Below are 11,450 nucleotides of genomic sequence, written 5' to 3'. Positions count from 1 at the left end.
CCGTACACGCACGGGGAGTCACTGCCCCACGGACCGCCGCGGCAGCGGGGAGGAGTACACGACGCTCGTGGTGACCGAGCCCAGTGTGCCGAGCCGGCCCGAGACCTCCTCAAGATGCCGCATCGAGCGTGCCGTGACCTTGATGACGAAGCAGTCGTCGCCGGTCACGTGGTGGGCCTCCAGGATCTCGGGCGTGACCGCGACGAGGTCGTGGAAGGGCTTGTAGTTGCCGTTGGGGTAGCGCAGCCGGACGAACGCCATGATCGGCAGCCCCAGCCGCTCGGGGTCCACGACGGCCGCGTACCCCTGGATGACGCCCGCCTCCTCCAGCCGCCGCACCCGCTCGGTGACGGCGCTCGCGGACATGGAGACGGCGCGCGCGAGGTCGGCGAAGCTGACCCGGCCGTCCCGCTGGAGGACATCGAGAATGCGCCAGTCGGTGGCGTCCGGGGAATACGCGGTCATGTCCGATGAATAGCAGGGGAATCCCCGGCGGATCAAGGCCGGAGCCGGGGAACGCGTCTTCAGGGCCCGGCTTCGCGACCGTAGATTTCTCGGTGTCGACCAGCAGCGAGCAACTCCGCACGAAGGGCCGCCCCATGACCGCCACCGCCCCCGAGACCGCCACCGCGACCCTCACCACCCCCGAGACCGAAACCGCCGCCGCCCCCGCCGCCAACCCCGTCCTGCGTGTCGCCCCCGCGGCCTCCGCCGAGGCCGCCGCGTACTTCCGCGCGAGCCTCGCCTTCCACGCCGACGTCTCCGACGTGGCCGCCGCGCTCGCGGCCGACGGCGACCCCGGCTTCGTCGTGCTGGACAGCCGCTCCACCGAGTCCTGGGACCAGGGCCACATCCCCGGCGCGGTCCACCTGCCGACCGCGCTCATCCCCGAGCAGGCCGCCGGGCTGCTCGACCCGGCCGTGCCGGTGGTGACGTACTGCTGGGGACCCGGCTGCAACGGCGCCACCCGCGCGGCCCTCGCCCTCGCCGAACGCGGCTACCGGGTCAAGGAGATGCTCGGCGGCTTCGAGTACTGGGCGCGCGAGGGGTTCCCGTACGAGACCTGGCAGGGCCCGGTCCGCCCCGACGCCGACCCGCTGACGGCACCGGTGGGCACCGACGACTGCGGCTGCTGAGGCCCCGCACGGTGCGAGCCGGGGTGCCGGCGGCGTACGCCCGCCGCCGGCACCCGCCCGTCACAGCTGGGACAGCTCGTCCACCAGGTCGTCCAGGCCGAGCGAGCCCTGCGAGAGGGCCGCCATGTGCCAGGCCTTCAGGTCGAACGCGTCGCCGTGCCGCTCACGGGCCTTCTCCCGGCCGAGCAGCCACGCCCGCTCGCCCAGCTTGTAGCCGATCGCCTGGCCCGGGATGGTCAGATAGCGGGTCAGCTCGCTCTCCACGAAGTCCGCCGGGCGGCTGCTGTGCGCGCCGAAGAACTCCTGCGCCAGCTCCGGCGTCCACCGCTCGCCCGGGTGGAACGGCGAGTCCGCGGGGATCTCCAGCTCCAGGTGCATGCCGATGTCGACGATGACCCGGGCCGCCCGCATCATCTGCGCGTCGAGATAGCCGAGCCGCTGCTCGGCGTCGGTCAGATAGCCGAGCTCGTCCATCAGCCGCTCCGCGTACAGCGCCCAGCCCTCGGCGTTGGCGCTCACCCCGCCGAGGGTGGCCTGGTAGCGGGAGAGGTCCGCCGCCACGTGCGCCCACTGCGCGAGCTGGAGGTGGTGGCCGGGCACGCCCTCGTGGTACCAGGTCGACACCAGGTCGTAGACCGGGAAGCGGGTCTGGCCCATGGTCGGCAGCCAGGTGCGGCCGGGCCGGGAGAAGTCCTCGGACGGGGCCGTGTAGTACGGCGCCGCGGCGCCGCCGGGCGGAGCGATGCGGGACTCCACCCGCCGTACCCGCTCGGCCAGTTCGAAGTGGGTGCCGTCCAGCTCCTCGATGGCCTGGTCCATCAGGCCCTGGAGCCACTCGCGGACCTCTTCGACGCCCTCGATGTGCCGGCCGTGCTCGTCGAGGTGGGCGAGCGCGACCCACGGGGTCCCGGCGCCCGGCAGGATCTTCTCCGCCTCGAGCCGCATCTCGCCGAGGAGGCGGTGGTACTCGGCCCAGCCGTAGGCGTACGCCTCGTCCAGGTCGAGGTCGGTGCCGTTGAAGTAGCGGGCCCAGCGGGCGTAGCGCTCGCGGCCGACGGTGTTGGGCGCGCCCTCGATGGTCGGCACGTACACGTCGCGCATCCAGTCCCGCAGCTCGACGACGGAGGCCGTGGCGGCGCGGGCGGCCTCGTCGAGTTCGGCGCGGAGCGCCTCGGGTCCCTCGGACGCGAAGTCCTCGAACCAGCCGCGGCCCTCGCCGGTGTCGGCCCACTCGGTGAGCTGGCCGACGAACGTCTCCGTCGGGCGCGGGGCCGCGTACAGCTTGCGTTCCAGGCCGAGCTGGAGGGACTCGCGGTAGCCCGCGAACGCGGCCGGCACGGCGCGCAGCCGCTCGGCGATCGCGGCCCAGTCCTCCTCGCTCTGGTTCGGCGTCACGGTGAAGACGTCGCGCACCTCGTGCGCGGGGGTGGCCATGTTGCCGACCGCGCGCAGGCCCTCCTCGGCCTCGTGCACGGCGAGTTCGGCGGTGAGCCGCTCACGCAGCAGGCGGCCGCAGCGGCGCTCGACGGCGCTGTCCGCGCCGGGGGTGCGCTCGGCCTCGTCCAGTCGCGCGAGGGTCTCCCGCGCGAGCTGTGCGCGGGCCTCCTGGCCCGCGGGAGAGGTGTCGGGAAGCCTGCCGGAGCTTTCTTTGACGCCGAGATATGTGCCGGTGACCGGATCAAGGGCGATCAGCGCGTCGACGTAGGCGTCGGCGACCTGACGGGGAAGAAGGCTGTTGGCATCAGACATGCCGTCCATACTCTACGGCGACGATGCCCACGTCACCCCGATTCAGCTGTCGGCTTGGCGGGCGTCGCGCCCGGTGGCAGCAGGGGCCCGCAGTCCCACTGCTGGAAGATCAGCCGGGTCTCCACGCGGGCCACCTCACGGTGCGCGGTGAACTCGTCCAGGACCAGCCGTTGCAGGTCGGCCATGTCCGCGACGGCCACATGCACCAGGTAGTCGTCCGGACCGGTGATGTGGAAGACCGTCCGGGACTCCGGCAGCGCCCTGATCCGCTCCACGAACGGTCCGACCAGCTCCCGCCGGTGCGGTCTGACCTGCACCGACAGCAGCGCCTCCAGGCCGCGGCCGAGCTTCGCGGGGTCCAGGCGCAGCTGGTGGCCGAGGATCACGCCGCTGCGCCGCAGCCGGGTGACGCGGTCCAGACAGGTCGACGGCGCCACCCCGATCTGGGCGGCGAGGTCGCGGTAGGTGGTCCGGGCGTCGTTCTGCAACAGCCGCAGCAGATGCAGATCCACCGGATCCAGTTCGACGGATTCGGCCATGTGCCGAACGTAGCACGCTCTTCTCCCCTGTCACCCCGTCCACTGTTCACTCTTCCGGCCATGGATGCAGCGCGCACACAGGCGTACGACGCCGTACGCGCCGGACGGGGAGCAGCCGTCCGGGCGGGCCGGGACGCGGATCTCCGCCTCCGGCCGAGGGCTCTGGCGACCGAGGCCGTCCACGCCGGCCGCGAGGACCTCGCGGGGCAGGGGCTGCACGCCCCGCCGATCGACCTGTCCACCACCTACCCGTCCTACGACTCCCGGGGCGAGGCCGCCCGGATCGACGCGTTCGCCGCCGAGGGCGCGGACCCCGAGGGCCCGCCGATCTACGGGCGGCTCGGCAACCCGACCGTGGCCCGCTTCGAGACCGCGCTCGCCCGCCTGGAGGGCACCGAGGCCGCGGTCGCCTTCGCCACCGGCATGGCGGCGCTCAGCGCGGTCCTCCTGGTGCGCGCCGCGGCCGGGCTGCGCCATGTGGTCGCCGTACGGCCGCTGTACGGGTGCAGCGACCACCTGCTGACGGCCGGCCTGCTCGGCACGGAGGTCACCTGGACCGACCCGGCCGGGATCACGGACGCGCTGCGCCCGGACACCGGCCTGGTGATGGTCGAGTCCCCGGCCAACCCGACGCTCGCCGAACTCGACCTGCGGGCGATCGCGCACGCCTGCGGCTCGGTGCCGCTGCTCGCGGACAACACCTTCGCGACGCCGGTGCTGCAACGGCCCGCCGAGCAGGGGGCGCGGCTCGTGCTGCACAGCGCGACCAAGTATCTGGGCGGGCACGGGGACGTGATGGCGGGCGTCGTCGCCTGCGACGAGGAACTCGCGCGTGGGCTGCGGCAGGTCCGCTTCGCCACCGGCGGGGTGCTGCATCCGCTCGCCGGGTACCTGCTGCTGCGGGGGCTCGCGACGCTGCCGGTCCGGGTGCGGGCCGCGTCCGCGACCGCCGCGGAACTCGCCGGGCGGCTGGCCGCCGACCCGCGCGTGGCCCGCGTGCGCTACCCGCGGCTCGGCGGGGCGATGGTGGCGTTCGAGGTGCACGGCGATCCGCACGAGGTGATCTCCCGGGTCCGGCTGGTCACGCCGGCCGTCAGCCTGGGCAGCGTCGACACGCTGATCCAGCATCCGGCGTCGATCAGCCACCGCATCGTCGACGCGGACGATCGCCGGGGGGCGGGCGTGAGCGACCGGTTGCTCCGCATGTCGGTGGGCCTGGAGGACGTCGAGGATCTGTGGTCCGACCTCGACGCGGCGTTGGGCCGCCGCCGCTAGCCGGGCCGCCGGCCGCGGCGCTCGCAGGGGTCCCGGGTGGTCTGGCGTGCCGCGGATCCGCGGGTGCGTGGTGGCCGCTCGCGCAGTTCCCCGCGCCCCTTGCAGGGCGTGGTTGGGGATCCGCGGGTCCGTCGTGCTTGCTCGCGCAGTTCCCCGCGCCCCTTCGGGGGCACGGTGGGGGTGCCGGGTCCCTGCGGGTGCGTTGTGGTTGTTCGCGCAGTTCCCCGCGCCCCTTTCGGGGCACGGCTGCGGGAGAGCCCCTGAAAGGGGCGCGGGGAACTGCGCGACCGGCCACGACGCACCCGCAGACTACGGCTTCCGAGCCTCCGTAAAACTCCGGGGTCGTCCCTGACAGCGGCCTCGGACGGGGGGCGGCCCGGAGGTGACACACCTCCGGGCCGCCCCGCCAACCGCCGAGCCCGCCGCCAGGCGCCAGGCGCTACTCGGACGACGGCCGCGCCGCGACCGGCACCGGCGCCAGCCGGGCCGTGATGACCAGCGTGCCCTCCTCGACCTGGTAGTCGAGCGGCAGGCCGAGCCCGCGCATGGCGGCGACCATGCCGGTGTTCGACGCCTGCGTCACGGCGTACACGCTCGCGCAGCCGGCCTCCACCGCCATGTCGACGAGGCGGACCAGCAGTTCGGCGCCGACACCGCGCCGCTGCCAGGCGTCCTCGACGAGCAGCGCGACCTCCGTCTCGTCGCCGTCCCAGAGCAGATGGCCGAGCCCGACGATCCGCCCGGACGCGGTCTGCGCGGCGAGGGTGCGCCCGAAGCGGGGGCTGAGCAGGTGGTTGAGGTAGCGGTCCGCGTCGCCGACCGGGCCGTGGTAGCGCATCCCGAGGGTGCGGGGCGAGCAGCGGTCGTGCATGGCGCGGGCCGCCTCGACGTCACGGGTGTCGGCCCGTCGTACGGCGATGTCGTTGCCCTCGGGCAGCGTCAGCACGTCCTGCCCGTGCGGCAGCCGCGGGCCGAGCCGCGCGTCCAGCTCCACCAGGGCGCGGGCGCGCGCGAACTCGGTCGGGGTGAACGGCAGATAGGGCCGTTCCACGGTGATCGCCCCGCCGTCCGGTGACGGCAGCCGCATGACGGTGTCCTCCAGGACGGGTTCGGCGGGCGCGCCGGGGCCGGCCGCGGCGCCGCGCGAGGCGCTCGCGGGCAGCGAGCGGATGGTGCAGCGGCCCAGCAACTGGCGCAGCGCCAGCGGCAGTTCGGCGGCGTCCAGGGCGGTGCGGGCGGCGAGCCCGAGGATCCGGGTCGGCGCGTCCACCAGGTCGTGGGTGTCGGCCCGCTCGATCCAGGTGTCGGAGCCGCCCGCCTGCGCCACCGCGCGGGTGATCGCGGCCGCGTCGAGGGACTCCGGGGCGCGCAGCAGGAACTCGTCGACCGTGCCGAGGGCCAGCGGGTGGGTCTGGAGGGAGAGGATGTCGACCTCCAGGGCGGCGAGGGCCGAGCACAGGGCGGCCAGCGAGCCGGGTTCGTCCCGCACCGTGGTGCGCATCCGCCACAGCGTGGTCGTCCCGGCCACCGGGTCGGCGCCCGCCGCCGTGGACCGGTCGGACCGCCCGGCCTGCCGCCCGGCGGCGGTGGGCCGGGCACCGGTATCACTGGCGTCCACCGGCGGGGCATGGCCGTGGCGTCGGGCCCACCATGTGTGGAACCCGGCCGTCGCGGCGAGCGCCGCGGCCGAGATCACCAGCAGTGCGGGACCGTCGGGTCCGTGGCCGACCAGGTTCGCCACCGCGTCCGCGACCGCCACGGCCGTGAAGACGGCGGCGAGCTCGACGGCGTCCCGCCGCCAGTGGTGCACGGGACGGCCGTTCTTCGCGCGCGTCACATCAGACATGCTTCGATTCATGCAGCCACTGTGAAGGAACGGTGTTGCGTGATCACGAACGCACTGTGACTGATGGGTAAAGCGCGCTTACGCCCTAATTTGTAGTTGTTTTTTGTACTTTTCCGCAGCGAGGTGGCGTTTTCGGCACACGGCCTCAGGGAGCGCCTGCAAGGGGCGCGGGGAACTGCACGAACGAGCCCCACCGGGCCGCGGACGGACCTACGGCGATCCCCCGGACGGACACCGTGCCGCGCACCGGGGGATGACGCCGGTACGCGGCACGGTGCACAGAGAGTACGTGATCTACTGCCCGACGAGCCCCGGCTGGAGCACCTGGGTGAACAGCACGGTGCCGTCGTACTCGCGCAGCCGCACGGTCAGCTCGCCGCTGCCGCCGTCGATGGCGACCTCGCCGAAGAACTGGTAGCCCTGCGCGGGCGAGACGTTCGACGTGGCCGGTGCCTTGACGAAGACCCGGTCGGGGCCGAACGTGCCGTCGAGCGCGCTGGCCGGGAAGGCACCCGCGTTGAGCGGCCCGGAGACGAACTCCCAGAACGGCGCGAAGTCCTTGAACGCGGCGCGCGAGGGGTCGTAGTGCTGGGCCGAGGTGTGGTGCACGTCGGCGGTCAGCCACAGCGTGCCGGTGATCCGCCGGTGCTTGACGAACCGCAGCAGCTCGGCGATCTGGAGCTCGCGGCCGAGCGGCGCGCCCGGGTCGCCCTGCGCGACGGCCTCGTAGTTCGGCGCCCCCTCGGTGGTGTCGGGCACGACCAGGCCGAGCGGCATGTCGTTGGCGATCACCTTCCACACCGCGCGCGAGGCGGCGAGCTCGCGCTTGAGCCACTCCAGCTGCTCCCGGCCGAGGATGCCGACCGGGTCGGTGGTCTGGTCGTCGGGGGAGTTGGCGTTGCGGTAGGTGCGCATGTCGAGCACGAACACGTCGAGCAGCGGGCCGTGGTGGATCACCCGGTAGATCCGGCCGTCCGGGCGGGCGCTGATCGTGGAGATCGGGAAGTACTCGGAGAAGGCCCGGCGCGAGCGCACGGCCAGGTCGTCCAGGGCGGTCCCGGCCGGATACGCGGTGCCGGAGCCGATCACCTCGCCCGGGTACCAGTTGTTGCGCACCTCGTGGTCGTCCCACTGGATGATGTTGGGCACCTGGGAGTTGAACCGGCGCAGCGCCGAATCCAGCAAGTTGTAGCGGAAGTTGCCGCGGTAGTCAGCGAGCGTGGTCGCGACGTGCGCCTTCTCCTCGCTGACGACGTTCCGGTAGAGGGTGCCGTCGGGCAGCGTGGCGGTCGCGGAGATCGGGCCGTCGGCGTAGATGTTGTCGCCGCTGCACAGGAAGAAGTCCGGGTCGGTGCGCGCCATCGCGTCGAAGATGCGGTAGCCGCCGATCGACTCGTTGATGCCCCAGCCCTGACCGGCCAGGTCGCCCGACCACACGAACCGCACGTCCTGGCGCCGCCGTTCGGGCGCGGTGCGGAAGGTGCCGGTGACCGGCTCGCCGGTGCGGCGCGGGTCGTCGGGGTCGGCGAGGGTGACCCGGTAGTGGATCTGCTCGCCCGCCGGCAGCCCGTGCAGCCGGGTCGTGCCGGTGAAGTCGCTGCCCGCGCCGAGCAGCGGGCCCCGCCATCTGCGCGCGTCACGGAACGACGCGGTGGCGGCCGTCTCGACGACCATGCGGGCCGGACGGTCCGAACGCACCCACACCAGACCGGAGTTCTGCGTGATGTCACCCGCCTGTACGCCCCAGCCGGCGTTCGGGCGGCCGGACAGGGCGAGGGCCGGGGCCGCGCCGAGGGCGGCCGGCACGGTCAGGGCCGCCGACGCGGCGAGGGAGCCGCGCAGCACGCTGCGGCGCCCGGGGAAGGGACGGTGTGACATGGATGCGCCTCCAGGGACGGGGTCCGACCGGTGTGCACCGTCACACCTACTGGTGTGCCGAGACGGACGCGGAAACCCCAAGTGAACAACTGGCCCTGGAGGCACGGTGGATGGCGCGCCGGTCGGCTCAGCGGCTGCCGTCGAGGATCACCCGGGCGACCAGCGCCGGGTCGTCGTTCATCGGGCAGTGGCCGCAGCCGGGGAGGCGGACGAGGCGGGCGCGGGGGATGATCTGCTTCGCGCGCACGCCCTGGCGGCGCACCAGGAGCATGTCCCGCGAGCCCCAGGCCACGGTGACCGGGATGCCGGGGATGTCGTCGGTGAACTGCACCTGCGCGCCCGCCCGCAGCGTCCGCTCGAACCCGGTGGCGTTCGCCAGCGCCAGCGTCTCCGCCACCACCGCCTCCGGCGCACGGCGCGCCGGGCGGGCGTAGATGGTGCTGGTCAGCGCGGTGCGCCCGGCCGCCGACCGGGACATCCGCTCGACCAGCGGCAGGGGCAGCCGGCGCGAGATGTGCCGCATGGCCAGGAGCACCCCGAAGGCGTACCGGCGCTCGGCCTCCGACCAGAAGCCCGCCGGGGACAGGGCGGTGACGGACCGGACGAGCTTCTCCCGGCCGAGTTCGAGGGCGAGCAGGCCGCCGAGGGAGTTGCCCGCGACGTGCGGGCGCTCGATGTCCAGCGCCTCGCACAGCCCGGCCAGCACCCCGCCGACCGTCGGCAGGTCGTGCGCCAGGCCGTCCGGCAGCGCGGGGGAGGCGCCGAAGCCGGGCAGGTCCACGGCGATCACGTCGCGCTCGGCCGCGAGGATGTCCACCACCGGGTCCCAGGCCTGCCGGTGGTGCCCGATGCCGTGCAGCAGGAGCAGCGGTGCACCGCTGCCCACGCGCGCGTACGACAGGGTCACCGGCTGCGGGCCGAGCGCGGAGGGGGCCTTGAAGGAGACGGTGGCGGACATGTGCTGCTCCTCGTGGTGGGGAGACGACAGAGGCGGGAGAGTCCTGGGCGTCGTACACCGGTGGCTGTCGGCCGACGCTGTGTAGACAGCTTGTCAGCAATTGCTACCAGCGGGTAGCCCCCACGCCGGAAGGCACCCTTACGGCCGGACGGCGTCGCGGGCAGCCACTGCGTGCCGACGGCCCGACATGCTCCCCGCGCCCCTGGCGGGACGCCGGACCTCAACGCCCCCTGCGCACCTCGATGTTGAAGTCGGCGTCGCCGAACTGCCGGAACAGGCTCAGCCACAGCGGCAGATACATCTCCACCGCGCGGGCCGCCTCGATGCCGCCCAGGTCCAGCACCCGCTCCGCGGGCCAGCCGAACTCCCCGAGCATGGCGGTCACCTGTGCCTTGGCGTCGGCGTCCGCCCCGCACACGAAGATCTGGTGCGCGCCCGCGACCAGCGTCGGCTCCACCATCACCTGGCAGTTGACCGTGTTGAGCGTCTTCACCACGCGCGCCCCGGGGAACGCCCGCTGGATCTGCTCGCCCACGCTGTCCGACCCGACGGGGTCGAGGGTCAGCTGCCCGTCCTCGAAGGCCATCGGGTTGGAGACGTCCACCAGGACCTTGCCGTCGAGGTGCTGCGCACCCGCCGCCTCCAGCGCGGCCAGCGCGACCTGGCCGCCCACCGCGTTCACCACGGTCTCGGCCGCCGCGGCGGCCTCCGCGAACGTGCCCGTGCCGGCCCGGGGCCCCGCGGCGCCCGCCCACTCCAGCGCCGCAGGGTTGTCCTTCGTCCGCGAGCCGAGCACCACCTCGTGCCCCAGCCCCACCAGCCTGCCGCCCAGGGTCCGGCCGACGTCGCCCGTGCCCAGCACCGCGTACCGCATCGCAGACCTCCCGTCGCCGGGCCGCCGGCCACCGGCGACCCCACCGAGGATCATTCTGCGTCGCCCGCCCCGGACGGGCCGGTTCCGCGTGGACAGCGGGGCGAGTGTCGGATGGGATGGGCCCGTGGGCACCGACACCGCGACCGACGTCTTCGAAACGCACCGCTCCGTCCTGATGGGCGTCGCCTACCGGATGCTGGGGCGGGTGACGGACGCCGAGGACGTCGTCCAGGACGCCTGGCTGCGCTGGTCCGGCGCCGACCGCGCCGCGGTCCGCGACCCCCGCGCCTACCTCGTGCGCGTCACCACCCGGCTGGCCGTCGACCGGCTGCGCCGGATCAAGGCACGCGGCGAGACCTACGTCGGGCCGTGGCTGCCGGAGCCGTACCCCACCGACCTCGCCGCGACCGTCCCCGACGGCGCCGAACGCGCGGTCCTCGCCGACTCCGTCTCGCTCGCCCTCCTGGTCGTACTGGAGTCGCTCTCCCCGCTGGAGCGCGCCGTGTTCGTGCTGCGGGAGGCGTTCGGCTACCCCTACGCCGACATCGCCGCCGCGCTCGACCGCGGCGAGGCGGCCGTCCGCCAGCTCGCCGGGCGGGCCCGGCGCCATGTCGACGAACGCAGGCCGCGCTACGACGTCGATCCCGCCGAACGCCGCGACCTGACCGAGCGCTTCCTCGCCGCCGCGGTCGAGGGCGACCTCGACGGCCTGCTGGCGCTGCTCGCCCCCGACGCCCGGCTCGTCGCCGACAGCGGCGGCAAGGCCAAGGCGCCCGTCCGGGTGCTGGAGAGCGCCGACAAGGTGGCCCGGTTCATCGCCGCCGTCTCGGCACAGGGGACCCCGGACCTGTCCCTGCGCCCCCTGGAGGTCAACGGCGGCCCCGCCGTGCTGGTGCTGACCGCCGGCCGGCCCGACAGCCTCCTCCAGATCGAGGCCGACCACGGCCGCGTCCGGGCGGTGTACATCGTCCGCAACCCCGACAAGCTGACGGCCCTCGCCACGGCCTGATCCGGCCGTCCGTCCGGCCCGTCGCACGACGGGAGCTTTGCCGCGATGTCACGGAAACGGCCGACTGCGAACGCCCCATGAACGCTGCGCTGCACGGCGCCTCTATGCCCCGTATGGGTTCGATGATTGGTCTTGACCAAGGGTGGGGGCCCCCTTATCGTCGCAAAGAAGTGCAACAACCTTTAA

General features: G+C 73.8%; 10 protein-coding genes. 3 read left to right on the top strand and 7 right to left on the bottom strand.

The window, feature by feature from the left end; genetic code table 11:
- Positions 1-18: 18 nt before the first annotated feature.
- Complete coding sequence (locus WN71_RS15955) at positions 19-465, bottom strand: Lrp/AsnC family transcriptional regulator (protein WP_046587610.1); 447 nt, start codon at positions 463-465, stop codon at positions 19-21.
- 134 nt (positions 466-599) lie between these two features.
- Between WN71_RS15955 and WN71_RS15950 the strand changes: the two genes are divergently transcribed.
- On the top strand, positions 600-1,136 hold the full coding sequence (locus WN71_RS15950; protein WP_079177890.1) for a rhodanese-like domain-containing protein: 537 nt from the start codon (positions 600-602) through the stop codon (positions 1,134-1,136).
- Positions 1,137-1,196: 60 nt separating this feature from the next.
- On the opposite strand, the gene WN71_RS15945 is transcribed toward WN71_RS15950, so the two are convergent.
- Both WN71_RS15945 and WN71_RS15940 read right to left on the bottom strand, forming a co-directional pair.
- Positions 1,197-2,885: a DUF885 domain-containing protein gene (locus WN71_RS15945; RefSeq protein ID WP_046587800.1), complete on the bottom strand. Its 1,689-nt coding sequence runs from the start codon at positions 2,883-2,885 to the stop codon at positions 1,197-1,199.
- A gap of 32 nt (positions 2,886-2,917) precedes the next feature.
- Complete coding sequence (locus WN71_RS15940) at positions 2,918-3,424, bottom strand: Lrp/AsnC family transcriptional regulator (protein ID WP_046587608.1); 507 nt, start codon at positions 3,422-3,424, stop codon at positions 2,918-2,920.
- Between the two features lie 60 nt (positions 3,425-3,484).
- On the opposite strand from WN71_RS15940, the gene WN71_RS15935 reads away from it, so the two are divergent.
- On the top strand, positions 3,485-4,699 hold the full coding sequence (locus WN71_RS15935) for a trans-sulfuration enzyme family protein (RefSeq protein WP_240529671.1): 1,215 nt from the start codon (positions 3,485-3,487) through the stop codon (positions 4,697-4,699).
- Between the two features lie 439 nt (positions 4,700-5,138).
- Here the strand turns inward: WN71_RS15935 and WN71_RS15930 are convergent, their stop codons facing one another.
- The 4 genes from WN71_RS15930 to WN71_RS15915 all read right to left on the bottom strand — a co-directional run bounded on the left by WN71_RS15930 (position 5,139) and on the right by WN71_RS15915 (position 10,255).
- Positions 5,139-6,545: a GNAT family N-acetyltransferase gene (locus WN71_RS15930; protein WP_206300085.1), complete on the bottom strand. Its 1,407-nt coding sequence runs from the start codon at positions 6,543-6,545 to the stop codon at positions 5,139-5,141.
- A 294-nt stretch (positions 6,546-6,839) separates the two neighbouring features.
- Complete coding sequence (locus WN71_RS15925; protein WP_046587606.1) at positions 6,840-8,423, bottom strand: alkaline phosphatase D family protein; 1,584 nt, start codon at positions 8,421-8,423, stop codon at positions 6,840-6,842.
- A 127-nt stretch (positions 8,424-8,550) separates the two neighbouring features.
- The gene (locus WN71_RS15920) at positions 8,551-9,381 is read right to left on the bottom strand and encodes an alpha/beta fold hydrolase (protein ID WP_046587603.1); all 831 of its coding nucleotides are present in this window, start codon (positions 9,379-9,381) and stop codon (positions 8,551-8,553) included.
- A 220-nt stretch (positions 9,382-9,601) separates the two neighbouring features.
- On the bottom strand, positions 9,602-10,255 hold the full coding sequence (locus tag WN71_RS15915; RefSeq protein ID WP_046587602.1) for an NADPH-dependent F420 reductase: 654 nt from the start codon (positions 10,253-10,255) through the stop codon (positions 9,602-9,604).
- A 124-nt stretch (positions 10,256-10,379) separates the two neighbouring features.
- Here WN71_RS15915 and WN71_RS15910 point away from each other — a divergent pair, with 124 nt between their 5' ends.
- A complete protein-coding gene (locus WN71_RS15910) occupies positions 10,380-11,264 on the top strand; it encodes an RNA polymerase sigma-70 factor (RefSeq protein WP_046587599.1) in 885 nt (294 codons plus the stop codon).
- Positions 11,265-11,450: the final 186 nt, after the last annotated feature.

The sequence above is a fragment of the Streptomyces mangrovisoli genome (assembly GCF_000974985.2).
In the GTDB taxonomy this organism is placed as follows: Bacteria; Actinomycetota; Actinomycetes; order Streptomycetales; family Streptomycetaceae; genus Streptomyces; species Streptomyces mangrovisoli.
This window is presented reverse-complemented; position numbering and strand designations above follow the sequence as displayed.